The following is a 26105-nucleotide window of genomic DNA, read 5'->3' on the forward strand; positions in this document are numbered from 1 at the left end:
GGCGACCGCGGTGGGGCACTGAAAGGTGCCCCACCGGCCAGCGCTGCGAAATCGCCAAATCCGGACCGGAAGTCGTCTGGACCACTTCCCGAGTCTTGAACGCGCCAGTCCGCATCTGCTTGTGTTGCGGATCACTGGCCGCCGTCCGGCGGCCTTTGGGGGGAACGGTTTCCGTGCTGGGCCTGCCGCCCGCCCGGACGCCGTCTCACCACTGAGCAGGCGGGCAGGGCAGGCCCGGTCCCACACCGGTCACGCCCTTCATGCAGACCCTGGGGAAGGTGCATGAGGTACTTCCGTCTGCTCGTCCTGGGTAACGGCATCTCGGCGTACGGCAGTTACCTGAACATGGTGGCGCTGAACGTCTTCGTCTACGACGCCACGGGCAGTGCGCTGGCCGCCGGCCTCTTCATGGCCGTCCGGCTGGCGACGAACGTCGTGTCGGGCTGGGTGAGCGGACGGCTCGTCTCGCTCTACGACCGCAAGCGCCTGATGGTCGGCGCCGACCTGTGCCAGGCCGTGGCACTGCTGACACTGCTGCTCGCTCCCGACGGCGTGCGCACCGGCCTGCTGTACGCCCTCGCCGTGGTCACCGGCGGCTGCTCGACACTCTCCCAGGTGGCCCTGCGCAGCAGCATCCCCGAGATCGTCGGCGCCGAACACCGGGTCAGGGCCAACGCCCTGCTGGTGACCGGCCGTTCGCTCGCCATGATCGCCGGCTTCGCCTCCTCGGGCCTTGTCGTGGCGCACCTCGGCTACTCTGCGGCGTTCGCGCTGGACGCCGCGACGTTCCTGGTCTCGGCGACGGTGCTGTTCCTGCTGCCGGTCCGCACCAGGGCGGCCGCCGACGCAACGGCCGCCGGCTCCGCGAAGACCCCGGACGCCGCGCGCCTGACGGCCCGGATCCTGCTGGGCACGGCGCCACTGCTGATGGCGATGATCGTCATCCGGGCGGTCGACGGGCTGGGGTCCTCGTCCCACAACGTCGCCCTCCCCATCTATTCCAGCAGCCTCGACCCCGACCATCCGGCCACGTTCATCAGCCAGTTCTGGGCCACCTGGGCCATCGGCAACATCGTCGCCCAGCAGGTGATCGGCCGGGTCACCAGGAAGACCGGGCGGACACCGGGGGAGCGGGCCTTCGCGCTCGGTGCCTGTGTGATGTCGGCCGGGTTCATCGCGGTCTTCAGCGGGCTGCCGACCGCACCCGCCGTCATCGCCGCGCTCGTCGCCGGAGCCGCAGACGGATTCACCGAGATCGTCTACGTGTCGAGGCTGCAGACCGCCCCAGACGAGCAGCGCGGGCGTCTCTTCGGGCTCTCCGCCTCGGCCGAGAACACCGGCTTCGGCCTCGGCATGCTCGTGAGCGGCGCGCTCCTGGAGACCTTCTCGCCGCTCCAGGTGGTGGCCGCCTTCCACGGCCTCGCCATCGTCCTGTGCGCGGCCCTGCTCCTGCTGCTGGTCAGCCGGGGCAGGACCAGACCGGCCCCGCCCGCGGAGGAAGCGGCAGGCCGTGACGAACCGACGGTGACGGAGGGACGCGGCTGATGAGCAGCACCGATCAGGACCCGCGGATGGCCGTCATCGGCATGGCCTTCCGGCTGCCCGGCGCCGACACCCCCGAGGAACTCTGGCGGATCATCCGGGACGGCACCGACGTCATCACCCGCTTCACCGACGAGGAACTGGCCGCCGCCGGTGTCCCCGCCGAGGAGTACGGGGCGGAGGACTTCGTCGGAGCCTCCGGAGTACTGGACGACATCGCCGGCTTCGACGCCCAGCACTTCGCGATGAGCGCCCGCGAGGCCCGGCTCACCGACCCGCAGCACCGCATGTTCCTCGAATGCGCCCAGCACGCCCTGGAGAACGCCGGGTACCCGGGCGAGCGGGACGGCACCCGCGTCGGCGTCTTCGCCAGCACCGGGTACCACCTCTACACCTTCCAGCACTATCTCCTCAACAACGTCCTGCCCAGCCAGACCGTCTCCGACTGGACGGCGGGCATGCAGATCACGGTCGGCAATTACACCGACTTCACGGCCACCCGTGTCGCCTACCGGCTCGGCCTGACCGGCCCCGCCGTCAACCTCCAGACGGGCTGCTCCAGTTCCCTCGTCGGCGTGCAGTCGGCCGCCCAGTCGCTGCTCATGGGTGACTGCGACATCGCCCTCGTCGGCGCCACCGCCGTCCATGTGCCGCAGGTCCTGGGCTACCGTCACGTCAAGGGCTCGATCCTCTCCAGGTCCGGCCGCCTGCGCGCCTTCGACGCCGGCGCCGACGGCACCGTGGGAGGCACGGGCGTCCTGGCCGTCGTACTGAAACGGCTGGGCCGGGCCGTCGCCGACGGCGACACCATCCACGGCGTCGTCCGGGGCTGGGGCATCACCAACGACGGAGCCGGCAAGACCACGTTCACCGCCCCGAGCGCCCAAGGCCAGCACGCGGCCATCCGCCAGGCCCTGCGACGCGCCGGCGTCGGGGCGGACACCATCGGCTACCTGGAGACCCACGGCACCGGCACGCTCAAGGGCGACCCGATCGAGTTCGACGGCGCATCCCGCGCCTACCGTGAGGACACCGACCGCGACGGTTACTGCGCCCTCGGCTCGACGAAGGCCAACATCGGCCACCTCGACGCCGCCTCCGGGCTCGCCGGCCTCGTCAAGACCCTGCTCGTCCTGCGGCACGGCGTGATCCCGCCGATGGCGAACTTCAGCGAACCCAACCCGCTCATCGACCTCGACCACAGTCCCTTCTACATCCCCAGGACCGCACGGCCCTGGCCCGCGAGTGACGAGCCCCGCCGAGCCGGCCTCACCTCGCTCGGCGTCGGCGGCACCAACGTCCACCTGATCCTGGAGGAGGCTCCCCAACCGGCGCCCAGGACCGGCGCGGCCTCCCCTCCGGACGTCCTGCTCATCTCGGGCAGCAGCCCGCAGGCACTCGCCGGCAATGCCGCTGCCTTCCGCGACGCGTTACGCCGGCCCCCCGCACCGCACCTCGCCGACCTCGTCACCACCGCGGCACTCGGGCGCACCCACGGCCGTCACCGGCTCGCCACCCGCGGTTCCACCCCGGCGGCCCTCGCCGACGCCCTCGACGCCTGGCTCGCCGGAACCACCGGAGCGACGGTGACCACGGGAACGAGCCCCGCGGCGGGCGCGCGCGTGGCGTTCCAGTTCTCCGGACAGGGCAGCGGCGAGCACGCAGACGCGGCCGCCGCACTCGCCGCCCGTTTCGCCGCCGTACGCGAGGTGTTCGACACCTGCGAGCGCCACTACGGCGACCGCACCGGCGACTCGCTGTTCACCGCGCCGCGCGCGGTGGACTCACCGGGCGCACCGGGGGAGAGGCCGCCGGAGGAGGGGCTGGAGACGGACGTCGCACAGCCCGCGCTGTTCGCCCTGCAGTGCGCCCTCGTCCGGCTGTGGCGCGACGCCGGGGTCGAACCGTACGCCGTCACCGGGCACAGCGTCGGAGAGTACGCCGCGCTGTACGCGGCCGGGGCCCTGTCCCTCGAGGACGGTGTGCGTCTCACCGCCGAACGCGGACGGCTCATGCAACAGCGGTGTGCGCGGGGCGCGATGGTGGCCGCCCCGCTCGACCGGGCCGCCGCCCTCGCCCTGGCCGCCGAGGTGCCCGGTCTGGAAACGGCCGTGACGAACGGGGACCGCGCCCAGGTCCTCGCCGGACCCGTCGCCGCCGTCGACCGGGCGTGCGCCCTGCTCGACGACCGCGGCACTCCGGGGCAGCGGCTGCCCGTGACCCGCGCCTTCCACACGGCCCTGATGGAACCCGCGCTGGAGGAGTTCCGGAAGGTCCTGGAGGACGTGCAGTTCCGGCCCGTCCGGGTCCCGTTCGTCAGCGCACTGGACGGGGTGACCCGCGCGCCCGGCTGGATCCCGGGCCCCGACCACCTGCTACGGCACACCCGTGATCCCGTCCGCTACGACGAGGCGTTGCGCGCGATCGGAGCGCAGCGGCCGGACGTACTCCTCGAGATCGGGCCGCACACCACCCTCAGCGGCCTGGCCCGCCGGGAGCTGTCCGGCGTACGGGCCGTGCCGTCCCTGCGGCGCGGCACCGGACTCGGCGCCCTCTGGGGTGCGGCCGCGGAACTGCACTGCGCCGGAGCGGAGGTCGCCTGGGAGGTGCTCCTGGCCGGCAGCGGAGGCAGACGCGTCCCGCTGCCCGGATACCGGTTCCAGCACAAGGACCACTGGACGGGGCCCCGGTTGACGCCCCTGAGCACGAGATCAGCAGCGAGAAAGGGAACAGAAGTGGCGCAGCAAGAGGCAGCGGTCGCACGCGTACTCCACAGCATCGTCGAAGCGGCCGCCCGGCATCTCGGCGAGGATCCGGCCGCGATCGCCGCGGACGAGTCCTTCTTCGACCTCGGCGCCGACTCACTGCAGATGATCAGTGTGCTGCGGGAACTGGAGCAGGCGCATCAGGTCAAGGTGACGATGCGGCAGCTGTTCGAGGAGACCGGCACGCCCCGCAGACTCGCCGAATTCATCGCCGCTCGGATGCCGGAGCCGTCCTCACAGGCCGAACCCGAGCCCCCGGCGGCAGCGCCGGCACCCCAACCCGCGCCGGCACCTGAACCCGCGCCCACACCGCTAGCCGCGCCCACACCCCTGCCCGCGCCCGCTCCCGCCGCAGGCACCGCGTCCCCTCCCGAGTACGCGACCCGCGAGGAACTGGAGGACCTCGCCCACAAGATCCACCAGCTGTCGCAGATCCAGTTGCAGATGATGTCCCAGCTCTCCCAGTTGCTCGCCCTCCAGACCGCCACGGCCACGGACCGGCTCAACGGCGCGGTGGCCAAGTGACCCGCCTGAGCGGCATATCCGCCGCCCTGGACCAGGACCTGGCGGCGATGGCCGACCTCTCCCAGCGCATCACCGAGCAGATGCAGGGCGGCACCGGCACACCCGCCGCGGAACCGGCCCGCGTACACGGCCCCCGGGTGACGGTCGCACGGAGCTCCGGCATGGTCCGGGACGCCTCCCCGCACTCCCAGCAGACGCACCTGGACGACCTCGTCCGCCGCTACACCGCCAAGACCCCGGCCTCCAAGCGGATCGCCCAGCGCTACCGCCGCGTCCTGGCCGACAGCCGTGCCGTCGTCGGCTTCCGCAGCGGCACGAAGGAGATGCTGTACCCGATCGCGGGCCGCCGCGCCGGCGGGGCACGCCTGGAGGACGTCGACGGCAACGAGTACGTCGACATCACCATGGGCTTCGGCGTCCTCCTCTTCGGTCACGAGCCGGGCTTCGTCACCGAGGCCGTGCGCGAGCACCTGTCCCGCGGCATCCAGCTCGGTCCCCGCGCCATCGAGACCGGCGAGGCGGCGGAACTCCTCGCGGAACTGACCGGGTTCGAGCGGGTGGCCTTCGCCAACTCCGGGACGGAGGCGAACTCGGCGGCCATCCGCCTCGCCCGCGCCGCCACCGGCCGCGACAAGATCGTCACCTTCCTGGGTGCCTACCACGGCCACGCCGACAACGTCCTCGGTCGGCCCTCGGGCGGCGGGGGCGAGCAGATCACCGTGCCCGTCTCCCGGGGCATCCCGCCGGCCGCCGTCTCCGATCTGCTGGTGCTCGACTACGGCAGCGACACCGCCCTGGAGACCATCGCCCGGCACGCCGGCGACATCGCCGCGGTCGTCGTGGAGCCGGTGCAGAGCAGACATCCCTCGCTCCAGCCCGTCGAGTTCGTCCGCGCGTTACGGGAACTGACCCGCCGCCACGGCATCGTCCTGCTCTTCGACGAGATGCTGACCGGCTTCCGTCCCGCCCCGCGCGGCGCGCAGGAACTGTACGGCGTCACCCCCGACCTGGCCACCTACGGCAAGCTGCTCGGCGGTGGCTTCCCCGTCGGCGCCATCGCCGGCCGTGCCGACATCATGGACGGCGTCGACGGCGGCTACTGGTCGTACGGAGACGACAGTTACCCGCCGGCCGACACCACCTTCTTCGGCGGCACGTACATCCAGCACCCCGTGTCGATGGTTGCCGCGCGGTCGGTCCTGACCCACCTCAAGGAGCACAGCCCGCACCTCCAGGAGCGCCTCAACGCCCGCACCGCCGAACTCGCCGCCACGCTCAACGGCTTCTTCGAAGCCGAGGAGTACCCGCTGCGGATGACCCACTTCGGCTCCCAGTTCCGTTTCGAGCACCGCGCCGACATGGAGCTGCTCTACCACCACCTGATGCTGCGCGGCGTGCACGTCTGGGAGTGGCGCAACTTCTTCCTGTCCACGGCCCACTCGGACGGTGACATCGAGTTCGTCGCCGACGCCGTCCGGGACTCACTGCGCGAGCTGCGGTCGGCGGGCTTCTTCCCGGGCACGCGGTCCATGGCGCTGAAGCCGACCCCCCTGAAGCCGACGGTGCCGGCACCCGCTCCCGTGGCCTCCATGGCCTGGAACGCGGCGGCAGCCACCGCACCCCGCACCACGCCCGTGAAGGAAGTCGTCCCGCACACACCCGACTTCAGCGTCTACTTCTTCGGCGACTACCCCCAGGGCACCACGGCGCCTCGCCAGGGCCAGTACGACCTCCTCATGGAAGTCGCCCGCTTCGCCGACCGGCACGACTTCCACGCGCTCTGGATGCCCGAGCGCCACTTCCACTCCTTCGGCGGCCTCTTCCCCAACCCGGCGGTGCTCGCGGCCGCGCTGTCCCGTGAGACCGAGCGCATCCGCCTCAACGCCGGCTCCGTCGTGCTGCCCCTCCACGACCCCATCCGGGTCGCCGAGGAGTGGTCGATGGTCGACAACCTCTCCGGCGGGCGCGTCGGCATCGGCGTCGCCAGCGGATGGAGCTCCAAGGACTTCGCCTTCTTCCCCGACCGCTTCGGCCGGCACAAGGAGTTGATGTACGAACAGCTTCAGGAGGTACGGAAGTTCTGGCGCGGCGACGCGGTGCGCCGCACCACGGGTGACGGCGAGGCCGACCTGAGGCTCTTCCCGCGGCCGGTGCAGGACGCCCCTCCCCTGTACACCGCCGTCGTCGGCAACCCTGCCTCGTACGAACTGGCCGCCCGGCACGACCTGGGCATCGTCACCAATCTGATGACCCAGACCGTCGAACAGCTCCAGGAGAACATCACCCGCTATCGGAGCACCCGGGCCCGTCACGGCCTGGATCCGGACACCGGCCGGGTGGCCGTCCTGCTGCACACCTACCTCGCCGAGGACCACGACACCGCGCGGGCGGAGGCGTTCGAACCGCTGTCCCGCTACATGCGCGCGTCCCTGTCCCTCTTCAGCGGAGTCACCAACAGCCTCGGGCACAGCGTCGACCTGGCCGCCCTCAGCGAGGACGACCTGCAGACGGTGTTCCGTCGCGCCTACGGCCGCTACTGCGACCAGCGCGCCCTGATCGGCACGGCGGACAGCGTCCGCCCGGTGGTGGACGCGGTGACCGCGGCGGGGGCGGACGAGATCGTGGCGCTCGTCGACTTCGGTGTCGCGGCGGACGAGCTGCGCGCCGGCCTCCCGCGCCTAGACGCGCTGCGCCGCCACTACGGCCCCCGCACCGCCGCCACAGCATCCGGGTCCACGCGCTCTGCGGGCCCACCGGCCGAATCCGTCGTCGCCGACGCTCCTTTGTCGCCCGGCCAGGAACGGATCTGGTTCCTCGAGCGGTTGCTCCCGGGCCGCACCGCCTACAACGAGATCAAGGCGATCCGCCTGGACGGCCCCCTCGACGTGAAAGCTCTGCGCGCGGCGCTGCGCGGTCTCGTCGCCCGGCACGAGGGCCTGCGCACGGTCTTCCGTGAGGCGGCGGGCGAGCCCCGGCAGCTGGTGCGGGCCTCCGCCGAGCCCGACTTCGCGCTCGTGGACGCCACCGGCAGCCCTCGGGCCGTCCTCCAGGACGTCCTGTCGGCCGAGAGCGCACGCCGCTTCGACCTCGCGGAAGGCCCACTGTTCGTCACCCGGCTGGTCAGGTGCGCCGAGGCGGAGCACGTCCTCGTCCTGTCCCTCCACCACATCGTGGTCGACGCGGCCTCCGCCACCGTCCTCGCCCGCGACCTGTCCGCCCTCTACCGTGCTGAACGCGACGGCACCACCCCTGATCTCCCGGCCCTCGGCTGGAGCTACGCCGACCACGCCAGGGAACAGGCGGCGAACGGTTCCTGGACCGACGAAGACCTGCACTACTGGCGCCGCGCCCTGGACGGCGAGCTGCCCGTCCTCGCGCTGCCCACCGACCGGCCGCGTCCCGCGACGATGACCTCCGACGGCCGGGCGGTCTTCCACACCCTCGACCCGGAACTCTCCCAGCGCCTCCGCGAGGTGAGCCGCAGCCGCCGCAGCACCCTGTTCATGACCCTGCTCGCCGGATACGCGGCGATGCTGCACCGCGTCACCGGACAGACGGACATCGTCGTCGGCACCCCGATCTCGGACCGCCCCGAACGGGCCGAGCACCTGGTCGGTTTCTTCGTGAACACCCTCGCCCTGCGCCTCGACCTGTCGGGCGACCCCGCGTTCACCACGCTGCTGGAGCGGGTGCGCACGGTAGCCCTCGACGCGTACGACCACGCGCGTGTGCCCTTCGAGACGGTGGTCCGCGAGCTCGCCCCGGCCAGAGCGGTCGACCGGACACCGGTGTTCCAGGCCTTCGCCGAGTTCCAGCGTGCCGAACCGTTCCGCTTCGACCTGCCCGGCATCGAGGCCACACCGCTGGACGCCGGCCCCGACAAGTCCCTCACGGACCTCACCGTCTACTTCACCGACCAGCCGCAGGGCATCCGCTGCCATCTGGAGTACAACACCGACCTGTTCGACCAGGGCACCGTCGACCGGTTCTTCGCCATGTTCCGGGACCTGCTCACGGCGGCGGTCGACACACCCGACGTACCCCTGTCACGACTCGCGCCCGGGGCCGTCGACACAGCGGCCGGGGGAGACCCCGTACCGCCGTCCTGGCAGCACGGCCCTTGCCGCTCGCCCGCGGACAGCACCGTCCAGGCCCTCTTCGCCCGGCAGGCAGCCGCGCGGCCGGACAGCACGGCGGTGATCAGCGGCGACAGTCGACTGACCTACCGCGAACTGGACGAGCACGCCGAGCAGTTGGCCGCCGCCCTGCGGGGCCGGTACACCGCGGGCGGCGACGAGGCGGTGGCCCTGTGGCTGCCGCGCTCCGCCGACCTCGTCGTCGCCATGCTCGCCGTGCTCAAGACGGGCCGCGCCTACGTCCCGCTCGATCCCGCACTGGGACGGGCGCGCGCCGAGCAGGTCATCGCCGAGTGCGGGGCCCGGACGCTCGTGTCGAGCCACGAGGAAGCGGCCGCCTTGAAGCTGCCCGGACACGTGGCGGTCGTCCCGCCCGACGCCACCGCTCTACGCCGGCACGGAGCCGGGCCCACCATCGGCAGCCAGTCTCCGTGCTGCGTCCTCTACACCTCGGGCAGCACCGGCGTCCCCAAGGGCGTCGTGGTGGCGCACCGCGGCGTCGTCGACCTGTGCGAGTGGCAGCACCGGCGCTTCGCCTTCACTCCGGCCGACCGCAGCGCCGTCGTGTGCAGCCAGAGCTTCGACGCCTCGCTCCTGGAGATCTGGCCGGCGCTGACCGCGGGCGCCTCGGTCGTGATCGCCGCCGAGGAACTGCGCAGAGACCCGCGGGCCCTGGCCCGGTGGTACGCCGAGCAGGGCGTCACCTTCTCGATCCTGCCCACCGCCCTGGGCGAACAACTGCTGAGGCTGCCCCCGGCCGACCAGCCGCCGCTGCGTCACCTGCTGCTCGGCGGCGACGTGCTGCGTACCCGGCCGCGGCCCGAGGCGCCGTACGAGACGGTGAACGTGTACGGACCCACCGAGGTCACCGTGCTGTGCACCACGCACACCGTCCCCCCGGAAGGCCAGGGCCCCGCCCGCGCGATCGCGATCGGGCGTCCCGTCGACAACGTGCGGCTGAGCGTGCTCGACGCGTCCGGTACCCCGGCGCCGGTCGGCATCATGGGGGAGTTGTACGTCGGCGGCCCCGGTGTGACGCTCGGCTACCTGCACCGCCCGGACCTCACCGAGGAGCGCTTCCTGCCCGACCCGGACGGTGGCCCGGACGCCCGTCGGTACCGCACCGGTGACCTGGTCCGCTGGAACGACGACGGGACACTGGAGTTCTGCGGCAGGGCCGACGACCAGGTGAAGATCCGCGGCTTCCGGGTCGAGCCGGAGGAGGTCTCCCGAGTGCTCAACTCCCTGGACGGGGTGCGCGAGGCGGGTGTACTGGCTCGCCGCAACGACCGCGGCGAGGCGTACCTCGCGGCCTACGCCGTCCCGGCCGACCCGGTCGGCCGGACCGCCGACGACCGGCAGGCGTTCGCCGACCTGATGGCCGAGGAACTGGCCGCCCGGCTGCCGGAGTACCTGGTGCCACGCGCCTGGCGGATCCTGCCCGCTCTCCCCACGACGGACAACGGGAAGCTGGACCGAACGGCGCTGGCGGCACCGGACCTCGTCACGACCGCACCGCGGCACAGCCTGGGCAGCACCGGCGACGGTGGCCCCACGACCGGTCATCACACGGACATCGAACAGCGGGTACGGAAACTGTGGGCCGGCGAGTTCGGTGTCGAAGCCGACGACATCGCGGCCGACGCCTCGTTCTTCGACCTGGGAGGCCACTCGATCACCGCGATGCGGCTGGTCAACCAGGTCCGGGAGGAGTTCGGCACCGAGTACCCGATGCTGAGCTTCTACCAGGATCCGACGCTGCGGGCCATGACGGCCCGACTGGCCTCCCCGGCGAGCGAGAGGGACCCGGCCCCGGGGCCCGCGGCCGATGACGGGCCCGGCACGATGGAACGCCGGGCCCCCGCCACCGCACAGCAGTCCCGTTTCGCGGCGGTACACGCCGACCATCCCCTCCCCCAGGTCTTCAACGTCGCGCTGCGGATCACCCTCTCCGGGAACCTGGACGTGCCGGCCCTGCGCACCGCCCTGACCCGGCTGGTCGACCGGCACGAGGGACTGCGGACCCGCCTGGCCCGCAGCGGTGACGGCTGGGAGCAGCAGGTACTGAGGCCCGGACCGGTGGAGCTGCCGGTCGAGGACCTCACCACACGGCCCGAGCACGAGCGGCGAACAGCCCTGGAACGGGCCGGCACGGAGGCCACCGAAACACCGATCGACCCCACGCACGGGACACCGATGGCCGTACGACTCCTGCGCACCGGCGAGAGTGTCTGGGTCCTGCTCCTGGTGCTGCACCACTCCGCCTGCGACGGATGGTCCGTCAGCCTGCTCCTGAAGGAACTGGCCGCGCTCTACGGTTTCGCACTGCGGGGCGCCCCGGACACCCTGCCGCCCGTGCGGTGCCAGCCCGTGGAGTACGCCCGTTGGCAGCGGGACCAGGCGGACCCGGCGGCCGACGAGGGAAAGCTGCGGTTCTGGCTGCGCGAGCTCGACGGAGTGCCGTTCACCGTCGGCCTGCCCCTGGACCGGCCCCGGCCCGAGAAGCCGAGCGGCCGGGGCGGCGCCGTGATGTTCTCCGTGCCGGCCGACGTGCGGGCCGCGGTGGAACGCCTGGCGAAGCAGCGGGGCACGACACCGTTCGTGGTCACGGCGGCGGCTCTCGGCCGGATGCTCGCGCAGAAGTCCGGGCAGGCCGACGTCGTGTTCAACGTCTCCTACGCCAACCGTGAGCGTCGTGCCTTCGAGTCCCTGCTGGCCTGCACGATCACCGGTTTCGCACTGCCGGTACGGGAGGGAGCGGCAGGTTCCTTCACCGACCTGACGGACCGGATCGCCCGTACTGCGGTGGAGTGCATGGACCGGGCCGTGCCGGTGCGCCGGATCGCCCCCGCGCTGCGGGAGCGCACGGGCGTCGAGGTGCCGGACCGGCTCGACGTCGGCTTCGCGTACCAGAGCTCTCTGGACGCCGAGGTCGAACTGCCCGGGCTGACCACGGCGATAGAGGACCTGGCCCCCGCCGCGTCCCGCACGGAACTGACCTTCGGACTCGTCCCGGCCGGGGACGAACTGCAGGGCTTCGTGGAGTACTCCGCCGACCTCTGGGACCACTCGACGGTCGAGGGCTGGACCCGGGACTACGTGGGTCTCCTGCGTGTCGAGGTCCGCCGGGCCCTCGACAGCTGACGCCGGGGGGCGGCACACACCGGTGTCGCCCCCCTCATTGACAGGTCCGTACCAACGCGCCACTCTGAGAGCGCTCTCACAGTTGCTCGAATCGGCCATCCGTCGAACGGAGACAGAGCATGCTACGGACCCTCAGACGCCGGGCTGCGGCTGTGGGGTTGTCCCTCGCGACGGCCCTGACCGGCTCTCTCCTCGCCACCGGAGTGAGTGCGCCGGCCCTCGCCGCCGTCCCGGCGACGATCCCCCTGAAGATCACCAACAACTCGGCACGCGGCGAGCAGGTGTACATCTACAACCTCGGCACGGATCTGTCGACGGGCCGCCAGGGCTGGGCCGACGCGGGCGGGACGTTCCACCCCTGGCCCGCGGGCGGAAACCCGCCGACCCCCGCCCCCGACGCATCCATCCCGGGCCCGGCGGCGGGCCAGTCGGCAACGATCCGCATGCCGAAGTTCTCCGGCCGCGTGTACTTCTCCTACGGCCGGAAACTGGTCTTCAAGCTGACCACCGGAGGCCTGGTCCAGCCCGCCGTGCAGAACCCGGCCGACCCCAACCGGAACATCCTGTTCAACTGGTCGGAGTACACACTCAACGACTCGGGCCTGTGGATCAACAGCACACAGGTCGACATGTTCTCCGCGCCGTACGCGGTGGGAGTGCAACGAGCCGACGGCAGCACCGCGAGCACCGGCCGGCTCAAGCCCGGCGGATACAACGGCTTCTTCAACGCCCTCAGGGGACAGCCCGGAGGCTGGGCCAACCTGATCCAGACCCGCGCCGACGGCACCGTACTGCGCGCCCTGTCACCGTTGTACGGGCTGGAGACCGGCGCACTGCCCGCCACCGTCATGGACGACTACGTCAACCGCGTCTGGCAGAAGTACTCCACCTCGACCCTGACGGTCACCCCCTTCGCCGACCAGCCGGGCACCAAGTACTACGGCCGGGTCTCCGGCGGAGTCATGCACTTCACCAACAGCTCCGGCGCCACCGTCACCAGCTTCGACAAACCGGACGCCGCCTCGATCTTCGGCTGTCACGGGAAACTCGACGCCCCCAACGACCTGGTGCGCGGCCCGATCTCGCGCACCCTGTGCGCCGGCTTCAACCGCTCCACCCTGCTGGTCAACCCCGACCAGCCGGACTCCGCCGCCGATTCCTTCTACAAGGACAACGTCACCAATCACTACGCACGCAAGATCCACGCTCAGACAGCCGACGGCAAGGCGTACGCGTTCGCCTTCGACGACGTCGGTCATCACGAGTCACTCGTCCACGACGGCAGCCCGCGCCAGGCCTACCTCACGCTCGATCCCCTCAACTGACCGCCTCGGCCACCGGTACCGCCATGGCTCGCGGTGCCGGTGTGTCCGTTGACTGTTCACAAGTTCTGAAAATCAATTACAACTTTGCTGGTCCTTGGTGTAGTTGGGCTGCGGTTTACGTGAGCCTCGTTGGCATCACGCGGTGACCGCAGACCCTCCTGTATCGGAGGGTGCGGTCATCGTCCCCCCACGCACTGGTGAGAGGCACCAACGATGACGACGAACCGCGCCCTGCGGTACGGCGGCCGCACGCTGGCGTTGACGGCGACCGCACTCGGAATGATCGCGGCGGCCGTGCCCGCCGCGGCCGGGGAACAACCCACCGCGGAACAGCTCATGGCCGACTGCGCTTCCGGGGCAGGCAAGTGCAGCTTCAACTCCCCGCAGATCGGCGAGGCGTACCTCGGTGAGCCCCGTCAGGTCTCCGAACTCCTCTTCAACTGCACGGACTCGGCCGCGTCCCAGTCGATGTCATGGGCCGACACCGTGGGCTCCTCCCACTCGGTGGGCGGCTCGGTCACCGTGGGCGGAGGCATCGAAGGCATCATCACGGCCAGTGTGACCGCTACGTACAACTACACGTGGCAGAGCTCGCACACGGAGACGAGTTCCTTCACCGTGAACGTGAAGCCGGGAGAAGTGGGCTGGATCTCCCGCTCCCAGGTGATGCAGCGGATATCCGGAACCTGGCAGACCCACTACGACGACCCCAAGTGGGGTCACTACTACTGGTTCGTCCCCGACGTGGTCACCGGCCCGGCCCCGAACGGCACGGACGGCAAGCACAGCGCGGTCGTCGTCAAGTCCCGCAAGATGACGGCCGAGGAGAGGAAGCTGTGCTCCACCGGCTCCACCCAGGACAGGGTCTTCACCCGGGGCGGCTGATCCGCCGTGAGGCGATCAGGGAGCTGCGGCGACCCCGATGCCGATGGCGATGAACAGCCAGCCCGTTGTCAGTTCCCAGCGGTGGCGGACCTTCGGGCGGACGAGGAGAGTTCGTAGCCGCGCGGCGACGGTGACGAGGACGAACCAGTAGGCGATGCCGACGAGGACGTCCAGGGTGCCGAGGAAGAAGATCTGCCGTGCTGTCGAACCGCTGCCGTTGACGAACTGCGGCAGGATGCTGATGAAGAACAGCGCGGCCTTGGGATTGAGCACATTGGTGAAGAAGCCCTGGCTGAAGCCGGACCGCCCGCGGCCGTCGCCCGTCCTGTCCACCGCGGTCCCCGGCGGGAGGCCGCCCTCCGGCGCGCCGGTGCCGGCGGTCTCCCGCCGAGCGGTCAGCACGGCCCGAACGCCCAAGCAGACCAGGTAGAGCGCTCCGAGCAGCTTGACGGCGTCGTAGACCAGGGGCGAGCGGGCGACGACCAGCGACAGCCCGACGGCGGCGGCGAGCATGTGTACGCACAGTCCGGCCTGGGCTCCGAGGGCCGCGGCCCGCCCCTTGGCGGGGTCCTCGGCCGCCGATCTCACCACGACGAGGAAGTCCGGTCCGGGGACCGTGTAGGCCACCAGCACCACACCGAGAAATCCGACCAGATCGACCGACATCCACTCCCCTTTTCGACTGGCCCCCGGCCGGCTCGCCGACCATGGGCGTCGGTCCGTGGAGCAGGTGCGGAACCGTCGAGTACCCCCGGGGCCCCGAACCGGGCTCGTGAAGCAGCGGTGAAAACCCTGTGGAAGCGCTGTCGGTGGGGCCGTTCATGCTGCACCCGAAGATCACGCGGGACCAGGGGAGGGCGCGGCAAGTCACCCGCCCGCCGCACGCACCGGGCGCATCCGGCCGGGCCGCCCGCACGGTAGTAGTCCGGAAGGCGGTCACCAGGACGCCGCGGCGGACGACGGGCGGGCTGGGACGGAGACATGGGCGACGAACAGGCCACCGGGAGCGGTGGGAACGGGTCGGCGGGGCGTACCACCTCGACCTGCCTCGTGACCGGCGCGAGCGGCTACATCGGCGGGCGGCTGGTGCCGGAACTGCTGGACGCCGGCCACCGGGTGCGCTGCCTCGCCCGCACGCCGGACAAGCTGCGCGACCACCCGTGGGCCGGCCGGGTGGAGATCGTCCGGGGCGACGTCACCGACGCCGGATCCGTGGCACGGGCGATGGCCGGGGCGGACGTCGCCTACTACCTCGTCCACGCCCTCGGCACCGGGGACGACTTCGAACGGACCGACCGTGCCGCGGCGCGCGTCTTCGGCGAGCAGGCTCGCCGGTCCGGTGTCCGGCGCCTCGTCTACCTAGGCGGACTCACCCCCGCCGGCGTGCCCGAGGCGCGTCTCTCCCCGCACCTGCGCTCCCGCACCGAGGTCGGTCGCATCCTCCTCGACTCGGGCGTGCCGACCGCCGTCCTGCGCGCGGCCGTCATCATCGGCTCGGGCTCGGCGAGCTTCGAGATGCTGCGCTACCTCACCGAGCGTCTGCCGGTCATGGTCACCCCGCGCTGGGTGAGCACCCGCATCCAGCCGATCGCCGTACGGGACGTGCTGCGCGTCCTGGTGGGCTGCGCCGGCCTTCCCCCCGACGTCAACCGCGCCTTCGACATCGGCGGCCCGGAGGTGCTGACCTACCTGGACATGATGCGCCGGTACGCCGCCGTCGCCCGGCTGCCCCGGCGGCTCATCCTGCCGGTGCCCGTACTCACGCCCGGACTGTCCAGCCACTGGGTCGGACTGGTGACCCCGGTGCCCGCCTCGATCGCCCGGCCGCTGACGGAGTCCCTGCGCCACGAGGTGGTGTGCCGGGACCGCGACATCGACCAGTACGTGCCGAGCCCGCCCGGACACCCCCTCGGTTTCGACCGCGCCGTCACCCTGGCGCTGCAACGCGTCCGGGAGGCTCAGGTCACCACCCGGTGGTCGTCCGCCGCCGTGCCCGGCGCCCCCAGCGACCCCCTGCCCACCGACCCGGACTGGGCGGGCGGCAGCCTCTACACCGACCACCGGGAACTCGAGACGGACGTCGCGCCCGACGCGCTGTGGCAGGTCGTCGAGGGGATCGGCGGGGAGAACGGCTGGTACTCGTTCCCCCTGGCCTGGGCGGTACGCGGGCGGCTGGACCGTCTCGCGGGCGGCGTGGGCCTGCGCCGGGGCCGACGCGACGCGCGCCGGCTCCGGGCGGGCGACTCCCTGGACTTCTGGCGGGTGGAGGAGATCCGGCGCGGCCGGCTGCTGCGGCTGCGCGCCGAGATGCGGCTGCCCGGCCTGGCCTGGCTGGAGATGCGGGTGGACGGCGACGCCGACGGGCCCGCCCGGTACCGCCAGCGCGCCCTCTTCCACCCCCACGGACTGCTGGGCCACCTCTACTGGTGGAGCGTCTGGCCCTTCCACGCGGCCGTCTTCGGCGGCATGGCCCGCAACATCGTCCGCGCCGCGTCCCGCGTCCAGGAGGAGCGCACTCGGGCACGGGCACCCGGAACCGCATCCGGACACGCCTCACCGCCGGAAGACTGTGAAGACAGTGCAGTACCCACCGGCCGCCGTGAGCCCCCGGAGAGAAGCTGAAGCCCATGCACGTCTCAGTCGTCCTGTTCACCTCCGACCTGCGGCTGCGTGACCACCCGCCGCTGCGCGCCGCCCTGGACTCCGCCGGCGCGGTCGTCCCGCTCTTCGTGCGCGACCGTGCCGTGACGGATGCCGGGTTCGCCACCCCCAACCGCAGTGCCTTCCTCGCCGACTGCCTGACCGACCTCGACTCCTCGTTGCGCGAGCGCGGCGGACGGCTCGTGGTCCGCTCCGGCGACCTGGTGGAGGAGGTGTGCCGCGTGGTGACCGAGGCGGACGCCGACGAGGTGCACATGGCGGCGGCGCACAGCCGGTTCGCCACCCACCGTGAGGACGGACTGCGGCGCGCCCTGGAGGCCGACGGGTGCCGTCTGTTCGTCCATGACGCGGTCACCGTGGCCGTACCGCCCGGCGAGGTGACCCCCACCGGGTCGGACCACTTCGCCGTCTTCACGCCCTACCACCGCCAATGGACGCAGACCCGGCTGCGTGACGTCGTGGCCGTCCCGCGCCGGGTGCCCGTCCCCGAGCACGTGAAGGGCGAGCCGCTGCCCGCACGCGACGACGTCCCCGGCATCTCGCCGGCCCTGCCCGCCGGTGGCGAGAGCGCGGGCCGCGAGCGGCTGACCGCCTACTGGCGACGCGGTCTGGGCGCCTACGACGACACCCGCGACGACCTGGCCGCCGACCGCACCTCCCGGCTCTCCGCGCACCTGCACTTCGGCACCCTCTCCCCGGTGGAGCTGATCCACCGGGCGCGCCGCCACGGCGGACCGGGCGCCGAAGCGCTGGCACGGCAGCTCGCCTGGCGCGACTTCCACCGTCAGGTCCTCGCCGCCCGCCCTGACGCCGCCCGCACCGACTACCGCACCAAACGCGACCGCTGGCGCACCGAACGCACCGCGGGCGACGACATCGAGGCATGGCGGCAGGGCCGTACCGGCTACCCGGTGATCGACGCGGCGATGCGGCAGCTGCGCCACGAGGGCTGGATGCACAACCGGGCCCGGCTGCTCACCGCGAGTTTCCTGACCAAGACCCTGTACGTCGACTGGCGCATCGGCGCCGCCCACTTCCTGCACTGGCTGGTCGACGGCGACGTGGCCAACAACCAGCTCAACTGGCAGTGGATGGCGGGCACGGGCACCGACACGCGGCCCGACCGCGTCCTCAACCCGGTCATCCAGGCCAAGCGGTACGACCCCGACGGCACCTACGTGCGGCGCTGGGTGCCCGAACTGGCGGGCCTCGACGCCCCGGCCGTCCACGAGCCGTGGAAGCTGCCCGGCCTGGACCGTGCCACGCTCGACTACCCCGATCCCGTCGTGCGGCTGTCCGAGGGACTGGACCGGTTCCGGCGGGCCCGTGACAAGCAGGGCTGACAAACAGGGCTGAGACGGCGGCGACAGGGCGGACCGCCACCGGGCCCGGTGCGCCGCGCACGTGCGCCGCGCACCGTCCGGCCGCGTCCCGGCGTACGTCACCCCTCGTGTGCCGCCCGCGCCGCCCACCGCAGCAGAGCCGCACGGCCCTTCTCTGGCACCGTCCACAGCGGATGCCCGCGCAGGCCCCAGCGGGCGAGCAGCTCGTTGGCGGCGAGGAAACCGCTGGTGGCCGCGCGTTCCATCAGCGCCACCGGCAGTCCGGTGCGCACGGTGTCACCCGCCACGACGAGACCGGGCGTCGGAGTGACCACGGCAGGCCGGTCGCCGTACCCGCCGACCGGGAACAGCGGGCAGTCGGCGCGCCACTCGTGGCGGGCGTCCACCACCCGGGCCGGGCGGGTCTCCGGGTAGATCCGGTGCAGTTCCGTGAGCAGTTCCTTCTGCCGCGTCTCCCGGCTGTTGTCGCCGGACAGCGCGTAGGCGTGCAGTTCCAGCACCGAGCCGCCCGTGCGTGCGGCCCAGCGGGCGGCCTCCCCCTCCCAGCGGTCCAGGACGCTGACGTTGTCCAGGGGGCCGTACCCACTGGTGCCGAGGAACCCGGGCCGGTCACCGCGAACGGGCCGGTCCAGCCACAGGCGCGACACCAGGAACGGCGGTGCGGTGCGCAGCCGCGCCACCCGGTCGCGCCACACCTCGTCCCCGAGCCCACCCGACCCCGCCACCACGGCCCGCAGCGCTCCGGGGTCGAGGGCCAGGACCACGGCGTCGCAGCGCTCCTCGGCGTCACCGGACGCCACCGTGAAACCACCGTCGGGCAGAGCCGTGACCGCCTCGACCGGAGCGGAGGTGCGCAGGTCGGCTCCGCGGCGGGTCAGATACGCGGCGAGCGGGTCCCACAGCGCCTGCGGGAACGGCTCGCCGGGCACGTCGAACAGCAGACCCTCGGACGAACCGAGGAAGTAGACGTGGAACATCAGCGCCATCTCCGCCGCCGACAGCAGACGCGGATCGGCGAAGAAGCTGCGCGAGAAGACCTCGAAGGCCAGGTGCCGCGCCGCCGCCGGGAAACGGATCCGGTCCAGGAACTCATGCGCGCTGACCCGGTCGAGCCGGTCGTACACCTCGGGCACCCGCACGTCGAGCAGCGGCAGCGCGACGCGGGCGTTCATCCGGACCAGGTCGCGCGCCCGGAAGGAAGGGCTCAGCGCGGCGAAGCCGAGCGCGCTCAGCGGCGGTGTGCGCGGGACGTGCCGGAAGCTGTCCCGGCCACCGCCCGAATGGCGCAGCGGGTAGTCCGGCAGGCCGGTCAGGCGGGACAGGGCAGGATCGGTGCGACGCAGCAGCGCCCGCAGGTTGTAGTACTGGCGGAAGAACGCGTGGAAGCCGCGGCTCATCGTCACCGTGCTGCCGTCGGCGAGCCGGGTGGGCCAGCCGGCCAACCGCCCGCCGAGCTGCGGCTCGCGCTCGTACAACGTGACCCGCACCCCGCGTTCGGCCAGCGCGGTGGCGGCCGTCAGCCCGGCGATGCCGCCCCCGACGACGGCGGCGCGCGGAGCACCCGAGGGATCGGCGCGGTGCGTTCCGCCCGGCGCGGGCAGCAGCCGGGCCAGCCGGTCCCGTCCGGGGCGGAACGCTGCGCGCCGGGGGCCGACGGTCATCGCGGGTTCCGCCCGCCGCGCGGTCCCGTGTCCTCGCCCCGCACCGCGTGCGGTCGTGTACCCGCCCGGCCACCACCGGTGCTGCCGTCCGTCTCGGCATGCCACCGGTCCGCTGCCGGCCGGCGGGCCACCACGGTGTGTGTGATGCCGGTCTGCCAGCCGGGCAGCGGCAGGACCCGCACCCGCTCGAAACCGGCCCGCTCGACCCTCCGGCCCAGGGCCCCCGCGGTGTCGAAGTCGACGACACTGCGCCACAGGTGACGGTAGAGCGGCCCGTCCCCGAGCAGCATGGCCACCGGCAGCACGAGCCCACCGCACACCGCGCTCCACACCGCGCGGTGCCCGGCCCGCCCGCTGAGGGCGTACTCGTGCACCGCCATGCGGCCGCCGGGCGCGAGCAACCGATGGGCCGTGGCGAGCACGGCGTCCGGATCGGCGGCGTTGCGCAGCAGGTAGGCGGCGAAGACCGCATCGAACGGGCCGCTCACCCCTGCCTCGTCCAGCCGCTCCACCGGCGCGTGCACGAACCGCACCGTCCGCCCCCACGGCCGGCCGGCCGCGCGCCGCAGCATGCCCGCCGAGGCGTCCACCGCCGTGATGTCCGCGCCGGGCAGCACGGCCGCCAGGGCGGCGGTGGACGCTCCGGTGCCACATCCCAGGTCCAGCACCCGCAAGCCCCCGCCGCCCGGAGGGAGGCCGAGCCGGCGGGCCGAACGGCGCAGGTGGGCGTGGTAACCGGGGTTGGCGGCCACGAGCGCGTCGTAGCTGCGGGCAGCGTGGTCGAAGGCGTCGGCCAGGTCGGCGTCGCGCAGAAGAGGCATACGGTCGGGCTCCGGTGTCAGGCGGCCGGCGGGGGCCGGCGCGGGGTGAGCGGGAGGGCGAGTGCGGAGGCGAGCATCGCGGTGACGGGCACGTGTGCGCCGATCCCCAAGTCCTCCGGCAGGCTGGTACCGCCGTCCAGGAACCGCAGCAGCCGCGGCGTGGGAACCTCCCGGAACAGGCGCGTGAAGAAGGCGGGGCCGTCCACCCGGCCGCGGTCCAGGGCGTGCAGCAGCACGGCGTCCATGAGGCGGGCACGGACGGAGTGGGGGCGCGGCGGCAACGGATGCCGTCCCCCGTGCAGCGCGTCGGCCACCGCGCCGGTCTGGCGCTGAACGGCGCTGAACGTGTAGCCGGTCGAGGGACGGGTGGCCCCGGCGCAGGCACCGATCCGGAAGACTCCTGGCGCGGCTCGCCGGGGAAGGTCGGCGTCCGTCATCGGGATCGCCCCCTGTTCGCACCCGGTGACCTCGAAGGCCCGCAGACCGAGCACCCTCTCCGCGTAGTCCCGCAGCGCGTGGTCGTACTCCGCGCGGTCGAGCACCCGGCGGGAGAACTCCGTGTACTCGATCAGCGCCTCGTGCGGACCGACGGGCAGCACGTACCCGAACGAGAGCCCGTGCGCGGGCTGCGGTGTGCGGAAATCCATCAGCTCCACGACGGACGGGTCGAACTCCGGCCGCGCCGTACGGACGAACCAGCCCCGGAAGTGCTGGAGAAGCGTCGTACGGGCGGGTGGGAGCCGGGGGAGGGGACGCGAGTCGAACACCCAGCGGGCGCGGACGACGACACCCTCGCCGTCGGCGCGGCGGGCCCGCACCCGGGCACCGTCCGGGGCCGGCGTGACCCGCTCGACGGTCGCCTCGACACGCGACACCGGCCCGCCGGACAACGCGCGGGCGGCCAGCGCCTCGAAGGCGTCGGACCGCAGCATCTTGTAGCGCAGCGGAGTGATTCCCGCGGTCACGGCCGTGCCGTCGGCGCCGCGCACCCGCAGCCTCGCCCAGGACGCCGCCAGCGCCTCGTCGTACGGCCCGCCACCCTGCTCCCAGAAACACCAGGTGCGCGGTGGGGTGCGGGCCGGACCCGGGGGCGCGGCCAGCAGCACCGTGTCCAGCCGTCGGGCGCCCGCGGGCGGCCGGGCCAGTCGCAGCGCGAGCGACAGTCCCGCCGCGCCGGCTCCCACCACGGCGACATCGGCCTCCAGATCCACCACCACTGCTCCTTCTCCGGCACCGGCCATGACGAACCGTCGGCCCGGTGCCGACCAGTGTTCCGGCCGTACGGGCCGATCGGATGCAGGCAGCGCGCTGTGTGTCGCGGGCACTCGTGCCCGAACGGCGAGCGATTACCCGGTCGGCGCATCCGGTTCGGCACCGCACGCGGAATGTGTCTCGACGTGAACGATGTGACGACGGTCGAGAGGAACGCGATGTGCTCCACCCGGGCGACCTTCCGGCATTCCATGGCACCGCCGGGTGGCCTGGCCGCGCATCACGACGGGCACCCTCCGGCCTCCCCGGACCGGGTGGCGACCGACGCGGCCACAGGCCGCGATCCATCGGCGGACCCGCATGACGCCGACCGCCCCGGGACCCTCGGCCACGACGAGGGCTGCCGTGACCCCGGCGGCGCCGGCACCGACCCCCGCGTCGTCGACGCCGACGTGACGGCGGCGATCCGCGCGGTGCTGGACCGGCTCCTCGCCACCCGGCTGGCCCGCGCCCGCCAACTGGACCCGCTCTTCGCCGAGGACCTCGCCGCTCGGGTCGCCGACTTCACCCGGCGCGGCGGACGCCGGATCCGCCCCCGGTTGCTGTGGTGGTCGTTGCGCGCCTGCGGCGGCGGCACTCCGGCACAGGTCCGGGCGACACTGCACGCCGGTGCGGCACTGGAGCTGTTGCAGACCTGCGCGCTCGTCCACGACGACCTGATGGACGCCGCCACGACCCGCCGGGGCCGCCCCGCCCTGCACACCGCCGTCGCCCACCAGTACGGCGACACCGGGCCCGGCGTGTCCGCCCACCCGAACGGCGGCAGTACGCCCGGCGTGGCGCGGCGCCTGGGGGACGCGGCCGCCGTGCTCGCCGGCGACCTGGCGCTCGCATGGGCGGACGACGTGATGACCGACCTCCTGCTGAACGGTGACGGTCTGCCGCCCGAGGCCCTCGCCCGCGTCCGCGACATCTGGCGCGGCACACGGACGGAGATGGTCGCCGGCCAGTACCTCGACATACAGGGCCAGGCGACCGGTCGTCCGACACCGAACCGCGCTCTGCGCTCGGCCTGCCTCAAGAGCGCTCGGTACACCGTTGAGCGCCCCCTCGCACTCGGAGCCGCCCTGGCCGGTGCCGGGCAGGAAGCCACACGGGCGCTGTGCCGCGCCGGCCGCTGCGCCGGGGTCGCCTTCCAGCTGCGGGACGACCTCGACGACCTCTTCGCCGATCCGGACGTCACGGGCAAGCCGTCCGGCGGGGACGTACGCGAGGGCAAGCCGACCTACCTCATGGCGGTGGCCCGTGCCCGCGCCGCCGCCGACGGCGACCGGGCCGCCCTCGGCGTCCTGGACGCGGCACTCGGCCGCGGTGACCTCACCGAGAGCGGCCTGGACCGGGTCCGTGACGTGCTGACCGCCACCGGCACCCGCGACCTGGTCCAGGAGAAGACCGAACGCCTCTGCCGCCAGGCCCTGCGCCACCTCGCGGCCGCCGATCCGGAGCCTGGCCCGGCGGCCGCCCTGCGGACACTGCTCACGGCGATCACCGGCACACCCGGGCAGGCGGCCGGCCCGGCCGGGGGCCTGCCGGTCGCCGCCGCGCCCGGCACCGGGGGAGCGGAGAGCAGCCGATGACCCGAACTCTGAAGGGGCCGACCGACCACGTGGTGGTCGTCGGCGCCGGCCTGGCCGGACTGTCGGCGGCGCTGCACCTGCTCGGCGCGGGGCGCCGGGTGACCGTCGTCGAACGCGACGACCGACCGGGCGGGCGCGCCGGCCGACTCGTCCGCGGCGGCTACCACATCGACACCGGACCCACGGTGCTCACCATGCCCGAGATCGCCGACGAGGCGTTCGCCGCCGTCGGCGCCTCCCTGTACGACCACCTCGAACTGATTCCCCTGCGCCCCGCCTACCGGGCCTCCTTCGCCGACGGCAGCGCACTGGACGTGCACACCGACGCCGACCTGATGGAAGCGGAGGTGGAACGCTTCGCCGGTCCCGCCGAGGCGGCCGGATACCGCCGCCTGCGCCACTGGCTCACCGCCCTCCACCGCGCCGAGCGGAACCGGTTCCTCGACGCCGACTTCGACTCCCCCTGGCAGTTGCTGGGCCCCGACCTGGTCAGGCTTGCCGCGCTCGGCGGCTTCGGCCGCTGGGAGGCCGGCGTCGCCCGTCACCTGCGCGACGAGCGGCTGCGCCGGATCTTCACCTTCCAGGCCCTGTACGCGGGCCTGCCGCCCGCGCGTGCCCTCGCCGCCTACGCGGTGATCGCCTACATGGACACCGTCGCCGGGGTGTACTTCCCGCGCGGCGGCATGCACGCGCTGCCCTCGGCCATGGCCGAGGCCGCCCAGGCGGCCGGTGCGACCTTCCGCTACGGACGGCCGGTCACCGCGCTGGAACGCTCCGGCGAACGCGTCACCGCCGTGCTGCTCACCGACCAGGAACGCATTGCCTGCGACGCCGTCGTCCTCACCCCGGAACTGCCGGTCGCCTACCGGCTCCTGGGGCGCACGCCACGCCGCCCGGTGCGGCTGCGGCACGCCCCGTCGGCGGTGATCCTGCACGCCGGCTGCGACCGCACCTGGCCGCAACTCGCCCACCACACCCTGTCCTTCGGCCGCGCCTGGCGGAGCACCTTCGACGAGCTCACCCGCACCGGACGGCTGATGAGCGACCCGTCCCTGCTGATCACCCGCCCCACCGCCACCGACCCCGCACTCGCCCCACCCGGCCGTCACCTGCACTACGTCCTCGCCCCCTGCCCCCACACCGGCATCGGCCCCGGTCCCACCGACTGGCACGACCTCGGACCCCGCTACCGCGACGCCCTGCTGAGCGAGCTGGAACGCCGGGGACTCGACGGCATCGCCTCGGCGATCGAGGAGGAGTGCCTGGTCACCCCCGCCGACTGGACCGCGCAGGGACATGCCGCGGGGACGCCGTTCTCCGCCGCGCACACCTTCGCCCAGACGGGCCCCTTCCGCCCCCGCAACCTGGTGCGCGGCACCGTCAACGCCGTTCTCGCGGGCTGCGGCACCACGCCCGGCGTGGGCGTCCCGCCGGTCCTGCTGTCGGGCAAGCTGGCCGCCGCCCGCATCACCGGCGGCAGCCGCACGCCCCCCTCCCGCCGGGGCCGGACCCGGCCCCGTCCCGAAGGAGCCCGTCCATGACCATGCGGGAACTGGATGCCGCGGGCATCACCGACCCGGCCCTGCGCGCCGCCTACACCCGCTGCCGTGAGCTGAACGCACGGCACGGCCGCACCTACTTCCTCGCCACCCGCCTGCTCACCCCCGATCGCCGCCCAGCCGTGCACGCCCTGTACGGCTTCGCCCGCTGGGCCGACGACATCGTCGACTCCCTCGACAGCGACGCCGGCCCCGGGGAACGCGCCCGCGCCCTGGACAGACTCGACGACGACCTGGCCCACGGCCTGGCCCGCGGCACCGGCGCCGAACCGGTCGTGCGGGCCCTCGCCGACACCGCACGCCGCCACACCATCGAGCACCGGCACTTCGCCGACTTCCTCGCCTCCATGCGCAGCGACCTGACGGTCACCTCGTACGCCACCTACGACGACCTGCGCGGCTACATGCACGGCTCCGCGGCGGTGATCGGCCTGCAGATGCTTCCCGTACTCGGCACCGTGACATCCCGTCAGGAGGCCGCACCCCACGCGGCCGAGCTCGGAATCGCCTTCCAGCTCACCAACTTCCTGCGGGACGTGGGGGAGGACCTCGACCGCGGCCGGATCTACCTGCCCCGGGACCTGCTGGAGTGCCACGGTGCCCATCGTGACCTGCTCCGCCACGGCCGGGACACCGGCCGCACCGACCGGCGGGTCACCGCGGCGCTGCGGGAGTTCGAGTCGCTCACCCGCGCCGCCTACCGGCGCGCCGCGCCCGGCATCGCGATGCTCGCGCCGGATTCCCGGCCCTGCATCCGCACCGCGTTCGTCCTGTACGGCGGCATCCTGGACGCCGTGGCCGCCACCGGGTACGCCGTGCTGCACCGCCGCGCCGTGGTGCCGCGACGGCGCCGGGCCGCGGTCGCCGCGGACGGCCTGTTGCGGGTGGC

The 26105-nt window shown here is 73.0% G+C and carries 14 protein-coding genes; 10 read left to right on the forward strand and 4 right to left on the reverse strand.

Annotation, left to right across the window (positions count from 1 at the left end):
• Positions 1-282 precede the first annotated feature (282 nt).
• The 5 genes from ABZ016_RS37025 (at position 283) to ABZ016_RS37045 (ending at position 14322) form a co-directional block, all read left to right on the forward strand.
• Positions 283-1545, forward strand: a complete 1263-nt coding sequence (locus ABZ016_RS37025) for an MFS transporter (protein ID WP_356921129.1) — start codon at positions 283-285, stop codon at positions 1543-1545.
• Complete coding sequence (locus ABZ016_RS37030) at positions 1545-4832, forward strand: beta-ketoacyl synthase N-terminal-like domain-containing protein (RefSeq protein WP_356921130.1); 3288 nt, start codon at positions 1545-1547, stop codon at positions 4830-4832. The genes ABZ016_RS37025 and ABZ016_RS37030 overlap by 1 nt, the downstream gene beginning before the upstream one ends.
• Positions 4829-12112 (forward strand): MupA/Atu3671 family FMN-dependent luciferase-like monooxygenase, encoded by a 7284-nt coding sequence (locus ABZ016_RS37035; protein WP_356921131.1) that lies wholly within the window; start codon positions 4829-4831, stop codon positions 12110-12112. The genes ABZ016_RS37030 and ABZ016_RS37035 overlap by 4 nt, the downstream gene beginning before the upstream one ends.
• Before the next feature lie 119 nt (positions 12113-12231).
• Positions 12232-13437, forward strand: a complete 1206-nt coding sequence (locus ABZ016_RS37040; RefSeq protein WP_356921132.1) for a glycoside hydrolase family 64 protein — start codon at positions 12232-12234, stop codon at positions 13435-13437.
• 213 nt (positions 13438-13650) lie between these two features.
• On the forward strand, positions 13651-14322 hold the full coding sequence (locus ABZ016_RS37045) for a hypothetical protein (RefSeq protein ID WP_356921133.1): 672 nt from the start codon (positions 13651-13653) through the stop codon (positions 14320-14322).
• Between the two features lie 15 nt (positions 14323-14337).
• Here the strand turns inward: ABZ016_RS37045 and ABZ016_RS37050 are convergent, their stop codons facing one another.
• Positions 14338-14988, reverse strand: coding sequence for a LysE family translocator (locus tag ABZ016_RS37050; protein WP_356921134.1), 651 nt, complete (start codon positions 14986-14988; stop codon positions 14338-14340).
• A 315-nt stretch (positions 14989-15303) separates the two neighbouring features.
• Here ABZ016_RS37050 and ABZ016_RS37055 point away from each other — a divergent pair, with 315 nt between their 5' ends.
• Together ABZ016_RS37055 and ABZ016_RS37060 are read left to right on the forward strand one after the other, a co-directional pair.
• Positions 15304-16944 carry an SDR family oxidoreductase gene (locus ABZ016_RS37055; protein ID WP_356921135.1) on the forward strand — a complete coding sequence of 547 codons (1641 nt, stop codon included), beginning with the start codon at positions 15304-15306 and terminating at the stop codon, positions 16942-16944.
• Positions 16945-16949: 5 nt separating this feature from the next.
• The gene (locus ABZ016_RS37060; protein WP_356921136.1) at positions 16950-18326 is read left to right on the forward strand and encodes a deoxyribodipyrimidine photo-lyase; all 1377 of its coding nucleotides are present in this window, start codon (positions 16950-16952) and stop codon (positions 18324-18326) included.
• A gap of 98 nt (positions 18327-18424) precedes the next feature.
• Here the strand turns inward: ABZ016_RS37060 and ABZ016_RS37065 are convergent, their stop codons facing one another.
• The 3 genes from ABZ016_RS37065 to ABZ016_RS37075 are packed head-to-tail and all read right to left on the reverse strand — an operon-like array spanning position 18425 to position 22019.
• Positions 18425-19987 carry an NAD(P)/FAD-dependent oxidoreductase gene (locus tag ABZ016_RS37065; RefSeq protein ID WP_356921137.1) on the reverse strand — a complete coding sequence of 521 codons (1563 nt, stop codon included), beginning with the start codon at positions 19985-19987 and terminating at the stop codon, positions 18425-18427.
• The gene (locus ABZ016_RS37070) at positions 19984-20808 is read right to left on the reverse strand and encodes a methyltransferase domain-containing protein (protein ID WP_356921138.1); all 825 of its coding nucleotides are present in this window, start codon (positions 20806-20808) and stop codon (positions 19984-19986) included. Before ABZ016_RS37070 ends, ABZ016_RS37065 begins: the two co-directional genes overlap by 4 nt.
• Before the next feature lie 17 nt (positions 20809-20825).
• Complete coding sequence (locus tag ABZ016_RS37075; RefSeq protein ID WP_356921144.1) at positions 20826-22019, reverse strand: lycopene cyclase family protein; 1194 nt, start codon at positions 22017-22019, stop codon at positions 20826-20828.
• Between the two features lie 186 nt (positions 22020-22205).
• Here ABZ016_RS37075 and ABZ016_RS37080 point away from each other — a divergent pair, with 186 nt between their 5' ends.
• From ABZ016_RS37080 to ABZ016_RS37090, 3 genes are all read left to right on the forward strand, one after another.
• The gene (locus ABZ016_RS37080) at positions 22206-23657 is read left to right on the forward strand and encodes a polyprenyl synthetase family protein (RefSeq protein ID WP_356921139.1); all 1452 of its coding nucleotides are present in this window, start codon (positions 22206-22208) and stop codon (positions 23655-23657) included.
• Positions 23654-25198 carry a phytoene desaturase family protein gene (crtI, locus tag ABZ016_RS37085; RefSeq protein WP_356921140.1) on the forward strand — a complete coding sequence of 515 codons (1545 nt, stop codon included), beginning with the start codon at positions 23654-23656 and terminating at the stop codon, positions 25196-25198. Before ABZ016_RS37080 ends, crtI begins: the two co-directional genes overlap by 4 nt.
• Positions 25195-26105, forward strand: a 911-nt coding sequence (locus ABZ016_RS37090) for a phytoene/squalene synthase family protein (protein WP_356921141.1), incomplete at its 3' end; no start/stop codon positions are given. The genes crtI and ABZ016_RS37090, both read left to right, overlap by 4 nt.

Source organism: Streptomyces sp. NPDC006372 (assembly GCF_040612515.1).
In the GTDB taxonomy this organism is placed as follows: Bacteria; Actinomycetota; Actinomycetes; order Streptomycetales; family Streptomycetaceae; genus Streptomyces.